The sequence below is a fragment of the Candidatus Culexarchaeum yellowstonense genome (genome assembly GCF_024707025.1).
Taxonomy (GTDB): domain Archaea; phylum Thermoproteota; class Methanomethylicia; order Culexarchaeales; family Culexarchaeaceae; genus Culexarchaeum.
Map to the genome: position 1 here is coordinate 1 of NZ_JANGFQ010000024.1, position 17,186 is coordinate 17,186.

Sequence of the window (17,186 nt, forward strand, 5' to 3'; positions counted from 1 at the left end):
TATACTTTATATTTGCAGTTGCCCTCACCTCCTCATTGAAGCTCATGGTTGAGAGTATTATGTTTGCTATGTGCCTTGATGCTCCAAATTTAACTTGTCCAGCTGCTCTAGGCTTTCCATTCACTACTGTTATCCTTCCATCAACTGCGCATACATCTTCAAAGCTTTTTGCATTTGGTATTGCTTCACCAATATTCATCCTAACTTCAGGTATTAGTTGAGATATCCTTTCATCCCCCTCGATTGCTTCCACAACTTTCATGACTTTTCTCCATACATTATACCTGTTGGCATCTTCGTAAAGTTTGGCCATGGGGTTTACTGGTCCATGACCTTTACCAACCATTACCCCCTCACTTATAGCTTTAACCATAAATTCGCTTGCAATTTTAAATGCCTCTACAATTCCAAATCCTCTGGCTATTAGTGCAGTCATTGCTGCTGAGAATACGCATCCAGTTCCATGTGTACATCTACTTTCAATCCTCCTCTTCCTATATTCATGGAATCCCCCATTATAATACAGTATATCCACAACTTCGCTTCCAGCTAGATGTCCCCCCTTAATTACAACTGCTTCAACCCCTGTTGATTGTATGTCTATTGCAGCTTTCCTCATCGTATTGTGATCCTCAATCTTGTATCCGGTTAGAACCTCCGCTTCAGGTATGTTTGGTGTAACAACTTTTGCTATGGGTATAAGCTTCTCCTTTAATGCTTTAATTGCTTCATCTTTTAAGAGTTTTGCACGGGATTTCGCTATCATGACTGGATCCACTATTAAAGGTATTCTATTTTTGATCACTTCTTCACAAACCACATTTATTATTCCCTCATCATATAGCATTCCAGTTTTAGCTGCATCAACCCCTATATCCTCAATTACGGCTTCCATTTGCATTTTAACAAATTCTGGTGGTATTGGATATACTCCTCTAACCTCCATAGTATTCTGTGCTGTTAATGCAGTTATAACAGTCATTCCATGGACTTGGAATGCTGAAAATGTTTTCAAATCGGCTTGTATTCCAGCTCCACCACCTGAATCCGATCCAGCTATCGTTAATGCCCTATAAATCCTCAAAACAATACACCAACTAATCATTTGCAATAATAATTCTTAAATCAATTGTTTTTCAAGCTTCCAATGTTTGGGAAACCTATTTTAATTTCCTCTGATGTAATTATGTTTAAGAGTGAGGAGGTTTGACATTTCAACAGCCTGTGCTATTCATGGAATTGCTGATTTTGATCATATTATCATGGATTTCCCTTAAATTCCGATTTCTAGAACCTTCCGGTGTTGTTTCAGCCCTTATCATTGGATTTATTGTAATAGTTTTTGGTGGTTTGGGATGGTTCCTCCTCCTCTTATCCTTCTATTTGATTTCAAGTTTGTTTACAAAGTATAAGTATGATTTTAAGAGGGCTTTGGGTTTTGCTGAGGCTAAGGGTGGAGCTAGATCTTGGAGGAATGTTATTGGTAATGGTGGTGCAGCGGCTTTATTTGCATTGGGTGAGGGGGTGTTTGGTGGTGGAATATTTTTTGCAGCATTCCTTGGATCCATATCTACAGCTGTATCTGATACATTGGCAACTGAGGTTGGCTTACTTTATCCTGGGAAACCTAGGCTCATAACGAATTTTAAGACTGTTGAACCAGGTTTTTCTGGTGCTATTTCACCATATGGGGAGGTTGCGATAATATTATCTTCACTTCTAATGGGAATTTCAGCTGCAATACTTAGAATTGAACCTGGATTCTCATTTGTTAAGGTTGTATGTATAGCTGTATTGTCTGGCTTTATAGGTTCAACTATTGATAGCCTTTTAGGAGCAACACTTCAAGCTGGATATTGGTGTGATAAGTGCAATTCATTTTCTGAGGATCCTATACATAATTGTGGTTGTGAAGCTAGATTCTTTAAGGGGGTTCGCTTCATAAACAATCATGTTGTAAATTTTGCTTCCACATTTATTGGTGGTTTTGCTGGACTACTCTTATCCTTAATCCTCCCTTGAGATTTCCTCAACTTAATGTATATCGCTAACCCCAATACTATTATTATCGTTACGGTTAATGTTGTTTTCATCGATTCCCATGGTAATTGTGGCGGAGTCTTCTCGAACATCATATCCCTCCACCTCTTTGCATTCAATAGTATTTGTATGGTTGCCTGATAACCCAGTATTGTGAGTTTACGTATTTCCACTTCATCCACTGGATTGTAGAATAGGAACCAGTCTACATTCAATGCATCTGTCCCTCCACCATACAATTCTATTATGATTGATGGTGCTGGTTCCCCTCTCGCCATTAAACACCAATTTGCTGAGCCCCCATAAACTCCCCCTCTAACTATTTCGAATCCGAATATGTTTGATAGTGTTGATGTTATGTTGGCATATACGTTTAGGTATGGATTTGCTTGATATGCTGGTATTATTATTTGCCTCACTCCAGAATGGAAGTTTAGGTAGAATACTATCTTCCTCCTTTGCATTAAATCTTTTAGAGCTTTAACTTCAGGTTCACTTTCAGCCAATTCTCCTCTGTAAACTGTTGAATTGTATAGTGGTGAGCCGCCAGCACTCCATTCATAATTGAAATTCCTATTTAAGTCAACTCCATTGGCATTGCATCTACCATCCTTCAATCTTATGCTTGGTGTTGGTGGTGAATATTTCGTCATTTCCACGCCATCCGGGTTTAGCATTGGTATTATTATTAGGGTTAGCCTCTTCAATACCCCTCTACTCTGCAGTTCATTGTATTCTGAGAGGATTCTCTCTAGAATTGAGTATGCGACTTTAACCCCTATAACTTCACTTCCATGCATCCCCCCATCAATTAATACCACTCCATCCTCATATTCTGAAGCCTTTATCTCACAACACCATATCTCTCTACCCAACACACTCCTACCTATACTGTAAACCTTTAGTATATTCGCATATTCTTTCTCTAACCTCATTAGTTTAAGTGTTAGCGTCTCCCAATCAAAGTATAAGTCGTCGCTAAAGTATTCCCTCCTAATCTTCATATTTGTTTTGTTGAGCTTTAAGTATAGTGACCCATAACCATTTAATCTTACTTCACCTTCAATGAGTGCTCCGGTGAATGGATCGTAGATAAGCTTCTCATTTCCATGTGATAGTATGATTGTGGTATCATTCTTAAATATGCACTTGAATTTTGTTTCGTAGTTGTATATTGGTATTTCATCATTTAATTGTATGCATTTCGGTATCCATAGTGGATATATATTCCAATCTTGTATCTCACCGTACAAGAGTTTCCTATTTGTTAGGCTGTATACTGCCCACTTTTCCAATCCATTTACGTTTATAATCACATTTATTGATGGTGTTTCAGTATACTTTTCTAGGGATTTATATGTTACGTTCATATATCCATTATTGGCAATGGTGTATAGTGTGTAAATCCCCCCTCTAACATCCATCGACTCTAACTTGTGAATTGATACTTCAGCCTTTACAGTCGTTATATGGGCTGTTTGCACAATGACGATGAGTATTATGAAGATTAGTGGAGGAAGTTTTGTGTTTGTATGTGCAAGATTTCTCATCGCACATTACACCATGACCAGAATAGATGGTACTTCTTCTCCAATTCATTATTCCAATTCAACTTTTCCTCCGCTATCATCCTTTGGATTTGGGTTTTCAATTCTATGGCTTCAATATATCTACCACTCTTTATGGCTTCTTCAAGCTTCCTGATAATTTCCACATATTCCACTGTACCCTCACCCTTCCCTTCTTCCTCTTTATGCTCCATTAGTATTCCAACAACTCCCACAGCCTTCTTCCCACTTCTTGATGATGCCAGATATAATGCTTGTTTTTCCGAGTATGCATATACCGTTTCTATGCTTCCATCAGACATTTTCACTCTAAATGGTGTTTTCTCCTTCTTTTCACTCATAATGCTTCGAAAATATAGTTAGTCTTTAAATCATTATTAATGTTTCCACAGCATATCTAAGCTAAAACATATATGTTTTCAACACGTCTACTATTGTTGGTGATGTTATGGTTAGGAATGTAATAATACTTGGTGCTGCTGGCAGAGACTTCCACAATTTCAATGTCTTCTTTAGGGGGAACCCTGAATTTAGAGTTGTGGCTTTCACTGCAACTCAAATTCCTGGTATAGCTGGTAGGATTTACCCTCCAGAGCTTTCAGGACCCCTATATCCAAATGGCATACCAATATACCATGAATCTGAGCTTCCAGAATTAATTAGGAAGTTTAATGTTGATGAAGTTGTCTTTTCATATAGTGATGTATCCCATGAGCATGTCATGCACTTAGCTTCCATAGCCATGAGTTGTGGTGCATCCTTTAGGCTTCTAGGCCCAAGGGATGTAATGCTGAAATCCAGTAAGCCAGTTATAGCTGTTTGTGCCATTAGAACTGGTGCTGGTAAGAGTACTGTTTCGAGGCGGGTATGCGATGCTCTGAAGGGTTTTGGGGTTAAGTTTGTTGTAGTTCGTCATCCAATGCCCTATGGTGATCTTAAAGCTCAAGTTGTTCAGAGATTTGAGAAGATTGAGGACTTAGAGAAGTTCAATTGTACCGTTGAGGAGAAGGAGGAGTATGAACCTCATCTACGTAGGGGTTATGTGGTTTATGCTGGGGTTGATTATGAGGCTATTTTGAGGAGAGCTGAATCTGAGGCTGATGTGATCGTTTGGGATGGTGGAAATAATGATTTCCCATTCTTCAAGCCTGACTTATTGATTGTCGTTGCAGATCCACTTAGAGCTGGTCATGAAGACAAGTACTTCCCCGGTGAAGTTAATGCGAGGATGGCTGATGTGATAGTCATAAATAAGGTTAATGTGGCTGATGAGAAGAGTGTTAAATTGGTTGAGGAGAATGTTAGGAGGCTTAATCCACGTGCAATTATAGTTAAAGCTGCATCTGAAGTTTATGTTGATGATCCAAATGTAATTAGGGGTAAACGTGTATTAACCATTGAAGATGGGCCTACACTCTTGCATGGAGATTTAAAGTTTGGAGCTGGATATGTGGCTGCAAGGAAGTTTGGTGCATCTGAAATTGTTTCACCAAAGTCTTGTGCAGTTGGATCTATTAGGGAGGTTGTTGAGAAGAATGATCTACTCTCAGTTCCAGCCCTTGGATATGGTGAAAAGCAATTACGTGAACTTGAAGCCACCATAAATAATGCTGATTGTGATGGTGTGGTAATAGCAACCCCCACGGATCTTAGAAGATTTATCACCATTAAGAAACCATCCACCATGGTTAGCTTTGAATTGAATGAGATTGAAGGCCCCTCATTGAAGAGCATAGTTAAAGAATTCTTATATAAACGTAAATAGATGGTAAACGTTATATCCTTTTCACATAAATACCTTTTTGTGGATTTCATGGTTGAGAAGAAGATTGTACTCATAGTTGCTGATGGTATGGGTGATAGACTGATTCCAAAACTTGGAAACAAAACCCCATTGGAGGTTGCAAATAAACCAGTAATGGATGAATTGGCGAGGTTGGGTGTTACTGGCATTATGGATGTTGTTGGAGTTGGAGTTCCCCCGGGGAGTGCACCTGCAAACCTTGCACTTCTAGGTTATGATCCATACAAGTACTATACTGGTAGAGGGGCTTTTGAAGCTCTTGGTTTAGGTTTAGATTTAATGCCTGGGGATGTGGCATTTAGAGCAAATTTTGCAACTGTTGACAGTGATTTCCATGTTTTGGATAGGAGGGCTGGTAGGAGTCTTAGGGAGGGGGATGTATTGGCTGAAGCTGTGAGCAAGATTAAATTGGAGTCTGCAAAAGATGTATCAATAATTTTTAAGCGTGGTGTAGAGCATAGGGGGGTGCTTATATTGAGGGGTTCAGGTTTGTCTAGGGATGTTAGTGACATAGACCCTGAGAAGGAGGGTGTGAAGATAAATATGTCGAAACCCTTGGCAAATACCCCTGAAGCTAGGAAGACTGCTGAAATCCTAAATGAATTCACATTGAAGAGTTTTGAAGTTTTATCACGCCACCCAGCAAATCTCTCTAGAGTGGCCAGGGGTGAGAAGCCTGCAAACATAATTTTATGTAGAGGGGCGGGGACGTTGCCAAGTGTGGAGAAGTTCACTGATAGATATGGGTTGCGTGGTGTATGTATTGCAGGAATCCCGCTAATTAAGGGTGTTGCAAGAGCTGTTGGATTGGATGTTTTGAATGTTGAGGGTGCTACTGGTGGATTGGATAGTGATTTTATGGCTAAAGCTGATGCCGCCATTAAATCAGCATCAAACTATGATTTCATATTTGTTCACGTTAAGGCTACTGATACTGCTAGTCATGATGGTTTAATTGATAGGAAGATTGAAGTCATTGAGAGGATTGATAGGATGGTTGGGAGGATATTGGATGGTTTAAGTGGATATGAATTGTATTTAGCCATAACTGCTGATCACTGCACCCCAGTTTCATTAAAGGAGCATTCCGGGGATCCTGTTCCAGTATTGATTTATGGTCCAAATATAGTTAATGATGATGTAAATAGCTATAGTGAGAGGGCTTGTATGAAGGGTGGTCTTGGACGTATAAGGGGTTTAGATTTACTTCCAATACTCATAAATTATGCTGGTAAAGCTGCGAAGTTTGGTGAGTGATTAATATTCTTTTGGGCATAGCTTGTTAAGCCAACATTCATCGCATATTTTTATCTTTCTTTGATAGCACCATCTCTCCGCCACTGCTCTTGCAACCATCATTTTTGATGGGTCCTCGGGGAATAGTGTATCGCATATTATTTTGTAGGCTTTGTATCCGCTGGATTCATATTCCATGTTTTCAATTCTCTTGTCTGTTAATCCTAAGCTTAGAAGTACTTCTGCAACTCCATGATCTAGTGGAGCATATATATTCGATCTACCCGCAATGTTCCATACGTTCAAGATTACTGTGAGGAGGTATGTGTACATGTTGGCAATCTGCTGTTCTCCTATCGGTAGGCATAGTATTACTGTTTTCAGAGTTTCTATTGCCGTTGCATTGTCCTTTACGTTCATCATTAATAGGGAGCCGTAATATTGCGACTTAACCCTATATATCTTTTCAGGAATATATTTTGACGTATTGAATGCTATGTAACTCTTTAATTCATTTGCGAAATTTATTAGCTCAATGCTTTTAACGTTCTTTATGGCGTTGGCGAACTGGGACATTGATGTTATAATCTTCTCTATTTCAGCTCTGTTTAAGTTACCTAACTCATTGCACTCATCTTTTATTGCGTAATATATGAGGTCTTCATCCAAATAATCTTCAATTCTAGTTATTGTCTTCTTAAACCTCCTATACTCTTTTGATGGACTCTCCCCTTTATCTCTAAGTTTCCAATTGTATTTATCGAACACTGAGTATGCAAATGTATTCATTAATGTGCATTTAATATCCTCCCCCTTTACCCCTATGGTTTCCATTAATTTCATGTAATGCTTTTCAACAATGTCACTTCTAATATTCACTTCTTCCTTCAAGTTTTTCAGTAATCCTCCCTCCATTTTAGCTGAGAATTTCGTTAGATAGCTATCCCATATCTTCTTTTCCTCTTTCCTCATTTTTGGTTCCTCTCCCACATATATCATAGAACCAGCATTTCCTACCCATATATCCATAGCATTTGTGGGGTTTTGTACACCACTCCCTTCCAGCAATCCATAGTATTGATATTTTCGCTTTATCTTCTGGGAATAATTCTTCAGCCAACCTGTTTATGGCTGGATATGCCTTCCTCGGATCTTTCCTTAGATCCTTTAATGTCATGTTGCTTAACCCTAGATTTACGTATGGTTTTACTGTATTCCAGTCTATTGGTGGTTCAACATATTCTTTCATTTCACTCCATACGTTGTAAACCCATATCACGTAGTATGGGTATAGGGTTGAAATTTTCGATCCCACTGATGGGAAGCATTCCAATGAGAGTTTCATGGATTCAAATAATTTGTATGCGCTGTTCTCTCCCTTCGTGTAGTTTCTCAGTAGTAGTCCAAGCTTCTTAGCTGTTGTCATTCCGGAGAGTGTGGGTGCCATTTCAAGTAAAGTGAACTTGGTTAACTTATTTACATAATCTTCGAAGCTTTCGAATTCTCCATTTTCAATTAAGAATTTCGTGTACAGTGATATGCTCTTTGCAGCTTCCTCCTTCTTCCTCTTTGCAACGCCGCTTAGAGCTTTACTCCTAAACAGTGCCTTTTTAACGTCTTCATAGTTTACGTATTTCTCAACATTGTCTAATCTTCCAATTCTATCTATTAACCCTACAAACTCTTTTTGTGGATCGTAATCAACTGCCCAGAAGAATTGCTCCAATAATGAGTATATGAATAGTCCAAGCAATATCTTCTTTTCATCATCATCTCTCCTCATCCCCACATCTTCGAATCTGGATAGTAGAATTTCCCTTGCCTCATCTTCAACTTTAACTATAATTTCCTTCATCTTCATTTTTAAATTCATCAATCTCTTCAATTCCTCTTCAACTTTAGCTTTGCTTATGTTGTCAGTTAAACTCATTATTTTAAGTACTTTTAGAACCTTTTCCGTATCTTCACTTCTCCTATCAGTGAAATTCCATCTCTCACTTTTAACGTATGCCTGAATTATTTTCCTTACTGATTCAGTATTTTTTGGTTGTATGCTTAGTATGGCTTCAATTACTGGTAGTGCATCTTCCGATACTGCATCCCATTCCTTCGTCAATTTCTCCACGAATACTTCCATTAACCCTTCAAAACCACTTTTCATGGCTTTTGTTGCTGTTTTGCCCTTTGCTTCATGTAGAGCCATTATCACCTTTCCAGTTGCCTCCAAGTTTGGGTTTGGATCCACTTTTGATTTCGGCCATAAACCATCATCCCTCTGGCACTCCAATAAATACTTTACCCCCTTATTAACTGGTTCCCCTTTAATTCCCGCTGTGGCAAGAGCTCTTAGAGCTTCTGCTGAAACTATTATTTCGTTGGAGCCATTTTCACATTCTAAGTTTTCCTCAACCCATGATCCATTATCAAGCTGCTTTTCAATTAGGAATTTTATGGCTCTCCTAATCCTCTCATCACTATTTAATCCAATTTTTGAGGTTATGGTTATTGCATTGGCTGTTTCAATTATACTTGATGGGAACCCCCTTACCCAATTGTGGGGGAATCCTCCATCCGGATTTTGAAGGCTTAATAACCTATCAACATACATCTTTACATTTTCCTTTAAATTATCAACTAGCATTAACAGTTCCAGCTTCTCTATCCAATCCCCCAATTCCATTATATATCTAGCTGCTTTCACTTGGAAATCCTCTATCATTTACATCCACTTCTCAATTCTTATATAACGTAAACCTCATACTAAATCTAAAATATATATTTATTTTCCATAATTGCGAATAGCAACCCTTATTAATTTTCCCTAATATTACTTGTTTTGTGGTGAATGTGGTTGGGTGTTAGGGTTAAGCCTGATGGTGTACTTGGACTTAAGGTTAAGATATGGGGGCACCTTTTTGCGGAGGTTGTGAGGGCTGATAAATGCTCCTTTTGTGGTGCATGTATAGGTGTTTGCCCAGTTAAGGTTATTGATGAGAAGGATGAGAAGCCAAGTATTGCTGGTAGATGTATTGGGTGTGGATTTTGCTATGCTCAATGTCCTCACACACCATTCAATCCAAAGGGTGATGTATCAAAGCTCTTTGAATCCAGCTTTAAACATGATGTTATTGGATATGTTAAGGGTGTTTATAGTGCTAGATCCACTGATTCTGAAATTTTGAAGCGTGCTCAAGATGGTGGTGTTGTTTCAACACTTCTAATATATGCAATTGAATCTGGGTTCATCGATTGCGCCATATGCTCCGGGTTAAGTTCTAAGGAGCCATTCAAACCAGAGCCTATCGTAGCCTTTAATAGGAATGACATTCTAAGTTGTGCTGGATCTAAGTATACTGCAAGTCCAAATTTGAAGGCTTTAACAGCGGCTGTGGATGAGTTTAGAGCTGATAGTATTGGGTTTGTGGGTGTTGGTTGCCAGATTACTGGGGTTAGGAAGATGCAATATCATGATTATGGGGCATTGAAGTATGGTTTGCCAGTTAAGTTTGCAATAGGTTTATTCTGCTCCAAAACCTTCTACTACTCCTCACTCTTCAAGAACTTTTTAGTGGGTAGGGGGATTGACATAAATAAGGTTACTAAAACTGAGATAACTAGTGGGAAATTCATCGTTAAGTCTGGTGGCGAAACATTATTGTCCACAAGTTTGAAGGAGATTGAGGGTTATGGACGTAAATCTTGCGAGTACTGTGGGGATTTCACAGCTGAGCTTGCAGATATATCTGTGGGTAGCCTCGATTCCCCCGATGGTTGGACTACAGTGATCGTTAGGAGTGGTATTGGTGAGAAGCTTTTCAAAGAATGTGTTGAAAAGGGGCTTTTGGAGTGTAAAGAGATGAAAATTGAAGATTTGAAGTTGACCATTAAAATTGCTGGCAATAAGAAGAGGAAAGCTACTCAACCGGCAGGGGGATCTTCAACTTCTTAACCAACTCCTTATACCTATTTCTCACAGTTACCTCAGTAACCTTAGCTGCCCTTGCAATCTCCTTCTGTGTTCTCTTCTCGTTCTCAAGTAGTGAAGCTATGTATACTGCTGCAGCTGCAAGTCCAGCTGGATCCTTCCCCACAGTTAAAACCATTTCCTTAGCTTTCCTAATTATTTCCACAGCTTTGCTTTGAACACTTCCACCTAGGCCTAGTTCGCTTGCAATTCTTGGTACAAATGTTTCTGCATCTGATAATGGTATCCTTATGTTGATCTCCTTCAATATTAGCCTATAGCATCTTGCAACTTCCTTCCTCCCAGATCTAGTGTACTTGGCTATTTCCTCAATGGTTCTAGGTATCTTTTGCGTTCTACACGCAGCATATATACTTGCAGCCATAACTGCCTCTATACTCCTCCCCCTCACAAGCCCCTTCTCCACAGCCTTCCTATATATCATTGCAGCTTCCTCCTTAACGCTCTTTGGGAGGCTTAGTTGCGCGCTTATCCTATCAAGTTCACTCATAGCTTGTGCAAGATTCCTATCTATTGAACTGTGAACTCTAGTTCTTATCTGCCACTTCCTCCATCTAATGACTTCTATCCTCCTCTTTGGTTCAAGCTTCTTCCCCATGGCATCCTTATCTCTCCAATCAATAACAGTTGATAATCCCTTATCATGTATGGTTAATGTTGTTGGTGATCCAACCCTACTCCTCTTCTGCCTCTCCTCGGGTGTGAATGCTCTCCATTCAGGTCCACTGTCAACCACCTTCTCGGTTATGACTAAACCGCAATCTGCACATACAACTTCCCCCCTCTCATAGTTTCTTATTAAGTGTGTGCTTCCACATTCTGGACATTTATCAATGGTTTGTATGCTAACAGTGGTTTTCTCATCAGATTCAGCAATATGACTACTCATCTTCTTCCCCTCCCCATTAGAATTTAAATCTAAATTACACATGTAATTCACGATTAATGAGCCAGAAATAAGACTGCAAATATTTCATATATAAACTTTTCGCTTTTCATGATGTGTTAATAGAACGGTATATTTAAACTTCTTGAGTGAAATTTTTATCGTGGATATTATGTAATATTATTTGGGTTAGCCGGGTGGTGTAGCGGCCAAGCATGACGGGCTTTGGCCCCGTCGACGGGAGTTCGAATCTCCCCCCGGCTACCATTAAGTTTAAATCATGATCCAACATAATTCTCTTTAATGAATAAGGGTATTCCAACCCCGGAAAGCTTTCTGGGTTTTAGAGTTGGGGAAGATAGGAAACTTGCCAGTTGGCGTCAGATTGTAGAGTACTTTAAGATTGTTAGTGAGACTTCCGATAGGGTTTTACTGGAATTTTTGGGTAAAACCACTGAGGGTAATGATATGATCTTGGCAATAGTGTCTTCTCCAGAGAATTTGAAGAAACTAGATTATTATAGGGCTATTCAAGAGAAGCTTCATAACCCATATAATCTCAGTGATGGTGAAATTTCAAAGCTTATTGAGGAGGGTAAAACCATAGTTCTAGTTACATGTAGCATACATTCCACTGAAATTGCTGCTTCCCAGATGAGTATGGAACTCCTCTACAAGCTTGCAACGGAGGACTCCGATGAGATTAAAGAGATATTGGATAACGTCATCCTCCTATTAATTCCATCACTTAACCCTGATGGACATGTTATGGTTGTAGATTGGTATAATAAGACTCTAGGTACAAGGTATGAGGGTTCCTCTCCCCCATGGCTATATCACAAGTATGCTGGTCACGATAATAATAGGGATTGGTTTATGTTGAATCTAATTGAAACTAGACTTGTGGTTGAGAAGGTTCATAATAAGTGGCATCCACAAATAGTTTACGATTTACATCAGATGGGTCCGTATGGTCCTAGATTTTGGCTTCCACCATACCTAGATCCAATAGATCCAAATGTTGACCCCATATTACAGCAAGAGATCGTCTTCATGGGCTCTTCAATGGCAAATGAACTTATTGGTAGAGGATTTAAGGGTGTGGCATGCTATGCCATATATGATGCTTGGACTCCAGCTAGAGCATATCAACATTATCATGGCGGGATAAGAATACTTTCAGAAGCTGCCAGTGTGAAGATAGCTACACCCATAGATATTAAGCCTCAAGATTTACGGCCAGTTATAGGCTTAGACCCCTCTAAACAGAGGTGGAATAATCCGAATCCATGGCGTGGTGGGAGGTGGAGGCTTAGGGATATTGTGGATTATGAGCTTGTGGCAGTATTGGCTTGTCTCAGGAATGCTGCAAAGTATAGGAGGATGTGGCTTGCAAATACTGTTGAAATATTTAAGCGTGCCATTAAACCTGAAGATGGACCCTTCGCCTTCATAATTCCGAGGAGGCAAAAGGACTTATACAATCTCTACTGGTTGCTCAGCATTCTACATAAAGGTTTGGTTAAAATTAATGTTGCTGAGGAATCATTCACTGCAGATGATATAGAGTTTCCAAAGGGGACTTTCATAATATATTTCGCCCAACCATACGGTAGGTATGCGAAAACCCTACTTGAAGTTCAGCAGTATCCCGACCTTAGGGAAACCCCTGAATCGCCGCCGAAGAGACCTTACGATTTAACTGCATGGACTCTTCCATTAATGATGAACGTTAAAGTTTATACTGTGAACAAGGAATTCAAAGTTAAGAGTTCGGAGTTGGATAAAGTTGAATTTCCAGATGGATTTGTAATTGGTAATGCTGATTCTAAATACCTTGTTGCTCCACCTGAATCCAATGCATCATATAAACTTGTATTCAAACTTTTATGTGAGGGAATAAGGGTTTATAGGGCTTTTGAAGATTTAAGCTTCAATAGTGTTAGAATGCCTCCGGGGGCATTTATAATTGAGAATAGTTCCACTTTGAGGAATCGTTTAGATGAGTTTTTGAAAGGGCTTCCAGTTGAATTGTATGCCTATAATGAATTGCCAAACATAAAGCTAGCTGAACTTAAGATTCCTAGGGTTGGTTTATATAGGAATTGGATTCCAAATTCTGAGGAGGGGTGGGCTAGATTCCTATTTGAAATGTTCAACATTCCATACACTACTATTGGTAATGATGATATTAGACGTGGACATTTAAATTCCAAGTATGATGTCATAATAATACCCAGTCAAAGTATGAATAGCATCATTAATGGTAGGAGTGTGGATGAAGTTCCGCCTGAGTATGCTGGTGGAATAGGGGATGTTGGTGTAGATCACTTGAATGAATTTGTAGCTAATGGTGGAAAACTCATAACAATTGATGCTAGTTGCGAATTACCAATTAAGCGTATGTGGATTCCAGTTGTAAATGTTTTGGAAGGGCTTAAACCAAACGATTTCTATATTCCAGGATCAATTTTAAGGGTTATAGTGAATAATAGGCATCCAGTAGGGTTTGGAATGGATGTGGATTCAGCTGTTATGTTCATAAATAGTCCAGCATTCAAATGTCCCGAAGAATATGTGGTTGCAAGATACCCCCAAGCAAATCCACTACTAAGTGGTTGGATTTTGGGTGAGAAATACTTGTATAATGCTGCTGCAATAGTCGATGTCCCTAAGGGGTATGGTAGGATAATCCTCCTAGGGGTTCCAGTATACAGTAGATGTCAAACTCCAGCCACATTCAAATTCCTATTCAATGCCATTCTCCATTGAAGAAGGTGTTTGAAATCAAAATTAATATTAACAATACTTCACCTATTTTTGTGGTGTATATGAAGGGTAGTTTGCTCATAACATTATATCAATTGGCTCTTATGGGAGCTTTGAGAAGTCCAATACCCATAAAGACAACGAAATTGAAGGATCTCATGGGCGTATCGCAGCAGAGTGTTTCCAGGTGGCTTATTGAACTTGAGAAGCTTGGATTGATAAGTAGAAGTGTATATGGTAAGGGTCAAATTATTAGGATAACTGAGAAGGGTGCTGAAGTTTTGAGGGAGCTATATGTAAATTTGGGTAGAATTTTCGAAAGTTTCCCAGATAAACTGAAGTTTAGGGGTATAGTTTTTAGTGGTCTTGGTGAAGGCAGGTTTTATACGAGTATTCCACATTATAGGAGGCAGTTCATTGAGAAACTTGGTTTTGACCCCTACCCTGGAACTTTGAATTTAAAGTTGAAGGGGTTTCATGATATTGAAGTTAAAAAGGTTTTGAAGCTTATAACTGGTATACCCATAGTAGGCTTTTATAATGGTGTTAGGAGTTATGGTGGAGCTAAATGCTTTAAAGCTAAGATTAATGGGATTGATTGTGCTGTAATTCTAGTTGAGAGGACGCATTACGGTGATGATGTTATTGAGATTTTAGCTCCAATAAGTATTAGAGATGCACTTAAACTTGTAGATGGAAGTGAAGTTGAGGTTGAAGTTTACGTTGGGAATCAATAATTTAAATTGAGGTTTTCAACTTCAATATCCTATACACACAGTATTCTCCACACATTGTGCAGATCTTCCCCTTCACGCCAAATCTCTCATGAATCCTCTTAGCCCTTTCAGGATCTGGTGAAAGTCTATACATTTCATCCCAATTTAGGTTTGCTCTAGCTATGGACATCTCCATATCCCTTTTCAAAGCTCTCTCCCCAAGTTTAACTATATCCCCCGAATGTGCTGCAAGTTTTGCTGCTATCAACCCCTCCTTCACATCTTCCTCATCTGGTAATCCAAGGTGTTCTGATGGTGTTAGGTAGCATATTATGTCAGCTCCACTTGCAGCTGCTATTGCCGCCCCTATTGCAGATACTATGTGATCGTATCCAGCCCCTATATCCGTTGTTAGTGGTCCTAAGACGTAGTATGGTGCCCCCCTACAGAGCTGCTTTTCCAATCGCACATTGGCTTCTATCTGATTTAATGGCATATGTCCAGGTCCCTCAACCATTACTTGTACATTATGCTTCCATGCTTCTTCAACAAGCCTTGATACAGTTAGCATTTCAGCCATTTGTAGGTAGTCATGTGCATCCAATATTGATCCAGGTCTCAATGCATCTCCAAGACTTATCACAGCATCATATTTTGAGAGTAACTCCATTAGATAATCATAATTCTTGTATAGTGGGTTTTCACGTTTATTTTCTATCATCCATGCTGCAAGCATTGCTCCACCCCTACTCACTATTCCAGTAATCCTATTGGTTTTTAGAGCCTTCTCCACGATTTCCATGGTTATCCCTGCATGTATTGTCATGAAGTCAACTCCATCTTTCAAATGCTTCTCTATTGTGTTGAATATGTCGTCTTCAGTCATATGTATTCCAGCCCCCTTCCTCACAGTTGCTTCTATGAATGCTTGATATATTGGCACAGTTCCAAATGGTATTGGTGCTTTCTTCATCAGCATTCTTCTAATTTCATCCAAGTTTCCACCAGTGCTTAGATCCATTATTGTGTCTGCACCGAATTTTACAGCTACCTCAGCCTTTCTAACCTCCATTTCGGGGTTTACATATAAGTTTGATGTGCCAATGTTAACATTAACCTTCGTGGTTAAACCTTCCCCTATTCCAATTATCTTCATCTCTCTGTTCACATTGTTTCTTGGTATTATGACTCTCCCCTCAGCTATTAGCCTTAACAACTTTTCCTCTTCCACACCCTCATTAACTGCTACCTCCTTGACAACATCATCTTTCAATCCCATCTTCGCCCTTTTAATTAAACTCATATTCAGACCACTCCAACTTCCAACATTACTTTTATATTGTGATTTCCAACAATTGTATAATAAGTTTGTGTTTGGTGTTTTGATTTGAGGGTAGTACTGATAGCTCATACCCCTAATCCTGAGAGGGTTGTGGCTGCAGCTATTAGGCAGTGTAGGAGTAGTGTTGGTGCTGACAAGATACTTTCGGAATTAAGTGATGAGGATGTTAAGCGGCTTATAAGGAATTGCATTGAAATGGGTCATTTAAGCCCAATCGAACATGCATCATTCACATTTCTAATTGAAGGTATATCTAGGGTTACCTCCCATCAGCTTGTTAGGCATAGGATTGCATCATATAGTCAGCAGAGTCAGAGGGCTGTTAAAATAAACCCGAAAAATTTCGTTATTCCACCATCAATTGAAAGTAATCCTGAAGCTAAGAAGATATTCATGGAAGCATTAAATCAATGCATGGAAGCTTATGAGAAGCTTCTAAGTCTAGGTATCGATAAGGAGGATGCAAGATACATTGTCCCGCAAGCAGTGGGGACATCAATAGTGGTTACAATGAATGCTAGGGAATTGCTCCACTTCTTCAGTTTGAGGTTGATGGTGGATGCGCAGTGGGAGATTAGGGAGATGGCTAAGTTAATGTTGAGGGAAGTTTTAAAGGTAGCACCAACAATATTTGAGAAATTCAAAAACTATGCCTGACCCCACATACATTTTACATATCTATGTGAGTTAGCGAATAAATTGACCTTAACCTAAGCTTGAGTAACCCTTATTAACGTAATTCTCCATTAAACTATTATTGATGATTTGCTTTCAGCGATCTACTTCATTGGCTACATATATAATAATTATATTAGCAATTTCCTTGATATTTACATCAAC

14 protein-coding genes and 1 tRNA gene are annotated in these 17,186 nt (G+C 39.1%); 8 read left to right on the forward strand and 7 right to left on the reverse strand.

Annotation, left to right across the window (positions count from 1 at the left end):
• A partial coding sequence (gene thiD, locus MRT15_RS05055) for a bifunctional hydroxymethylpyrimidine kinase/phosphomethylpyrimidine kinase (protein WP_304328527.1) occupies positions 1-1,084 on the reverse strand: 1,084 nt, incomplete at its 3' end.
• 122 nt (positions 1,085-1,206) lie between these two features.
• Here thiD and MRT15_RS05060 point away from each other — a divergent pair.
• Positions 1,207-2,022 (forward strand): DUF92 domain-containing protein, encoded by an 816-nt coding sequence (locus MRT15_RS05060; RefSeq protein WP_304328529.1) that lies wholly within the window; start codon positions 1,207-1,209, stop codon positions 2,020-2,022.
• On the opposite strand, the gene MRT15_RS05065 is transcribed toward MRT15_RS05060, so the two are convergent.
• Together MRT15_RS05065 and MRT15_RS05070 are read right to left on the reverse strand one after the other, a co-directional pair.
• On the reverse strand, positions 1,950-3,590 hold the full coding sequence (locus MRT15_RS05065; protein ID WP_304328531.1) for a M14 family metallopeptidase: 1,641 nt from the start codon (positions 3,588-3,590) through the stop codon (positions 1,950-1,952). The two genes, MRT15_RS05060 and MRT15_RS05065, sit on opposite strands and share 73 nt — an antisense overlap.
• On the reverse strand, positions 3,587-3,949 hold the full coding sequence (locus MRT15_RS05070) for a hypothetical protein (protein WP_304328533.1): 363 nt from the start codon (positions 3,947-3,949) through the stop codon (positions 3,587-3,589). Before MRT15_RS05070 ends, MRT15_RS05065 begins: the two co-directional genes overlap by 4 nt.
• Positions 3,950-4,056: 107 nt before the next feature.
• On the opposite strand from MRT15_RS05070, the gene MRT15_RS05075 reads away from it, so the two are divergent.
• Positions 4,057-5,373, forward strand: a complete 1,317-nt coding sequence (locus MRT15_RS05075) for a cyclic 2,3-diphosphoglycerate synthase (RefSeq protein WP_304328535.1) — start codon at positions 4,057-4,059, stop codon at positions 5,371-5,373.
• A 48-nt stretch (positions 5,374-5,421) separates the two neighbouring features.
• Complete coding sequence (locus tag MRT15_RS05080; RefSeq protein ID WP_304328537.1) at positions 5,422-6,669, forward strand: 2,3-bisphosphoglycerate-independent phosphoglycerate mutase; 1,248 nt, start codon at positions 5,422-5,424, stop codon at positions 6,667-6,669.
• On the opposite strand, the gene MRT15_RS05085 is transcribed toward MRT15_RS05080, so the two are convergent.
• Complete coding sequence (locus MRT15_RS05085) at positions 6,670-7,620, reverse strand: hypothetical protein (RefSeq protein ID WP_304328538.1); 951 nt, start codon at positions 7,618-7,620, stop codon at positions 6,670-6,672.
• Positions 7,589-9,367, reverse strand: a complete 1,779-nt coding sequence (locus MRT15_RS05090; RefSeq protein WP_304328540.1) for a prenyltransferase/squalene oxidase repeat-containing protein — start codon at positions 9,365-9,367, stop codon at positions 7,589-7,591. The genes MRT15_RS05085 and MRT15_RS05090 overlap by 32 nt, the downstream gene beginning before the upstream one ends.
• Positions 9,368-9,499: 132 nt before the next feature.
• On the opposite strand from MRT15_RS05090, the gene MRT15_RS05095 reads away from it, so the two are divergent.
• Positions 9,500-10,597, forward strand: coding sequence for a Coenzyme F420 hydrogenase/dehydrogenase, beta subunit C-terminal domain (locus MRT15_RS05095; RefSeq protein ID WP_304328542.1), 1,098 nt, complete (start codon positions 9,500-9,502; stop codon positions 10,595-10,597).
• On the opposite strand, the gene MRT15_RS05100 is transcribed toward MRT15_RS05095, so the two are convergent.
• Positions 10,563-11,522 carry a transcription initiation factor IIB gene (locus MRT15_RS05100; protein WP_304328544.1) on the reverse strand — a complete coding sequence of 320 codons (960 nt, stop codon included), beginning with the start codon at positions 11,520-11,522 and terminating at the stop codon, positions 10,563-10,565. The genes MRT15_RS05095 and MRT15_RS05100 overlap by 35 nt on opposite strands.
• Positions 11,523-11,710: 188 nt before the next feature.
• Here MRT15_RS05100 and MRT15_RS05105 point away from each other — a divergent pair.
• The 3 genes from MRT15_RS05105 (at position 11,711) to MRT15_RS05115 (ending at position 15,025) form a co-directional block, all read left to right on the forward strand.
• Positions 11,711-11,786: transfer RNA gene (locus MRT15_RS05105), tRNA-Gln, on the forward strand.
• 36 nt (positions 11,787-11,822) lie between these two features.
• A complete protein-coding gene (locus MRT15_RS05110; RefSeq protein WP_304328545.1) occupies positions 11,823-14,291 on the forward strand; it encodes a M14 metallopeptidase family protein in 2,469 nt (822 codons plus the stop codon).
• Positions 14,292-14,350: 59 nt separating this feature from the next.
• Positions 14,351-15,025, forward strand: a complete 675-nt coding sequence (locus MRT15_RS05115) for a DUF120 domain-containing protein (protein ID WP_304328547.1) — start codon at positions 14,351-14,353, stop codon at positions 15,023-15,025.
• A gap of 1 nt (position 15,026) precedes the next feature.
• On the opposite strand, the gene thiC is transcribed toward MRT15_RS05115, so the two are convergent.
• Positions 15,027-16,307, reverse strand: a complete 1,281-nt coding sequence (thiC, locus tag MRT15_RS05120) for a phosphomethylpyrimidine synthase ThiC (RefSeq protein ID WP_304328549.1) — start codon at positions 16,305-16,307, stop codon at positions 15,027-15,029.
• Positions 16,308-16,391: 84 nt separating this feature from the next.
• Between thiC and thyX the strand changes: the two genes are divergently transcribed.
• Complete coding sequence (thyX, locus tag MRT15_RS05125) at positions 16,392-17,003, forward strand: FAD-dependent thymidylate synthase (protein WP_304328550.1); 612 nt, start codon at positions 16,392-16,394, stop codon at positions 17,001-17,003.
• The last annotated feature ends 183 nt before the right edge of the window (positions 17,004-17,186 follow it).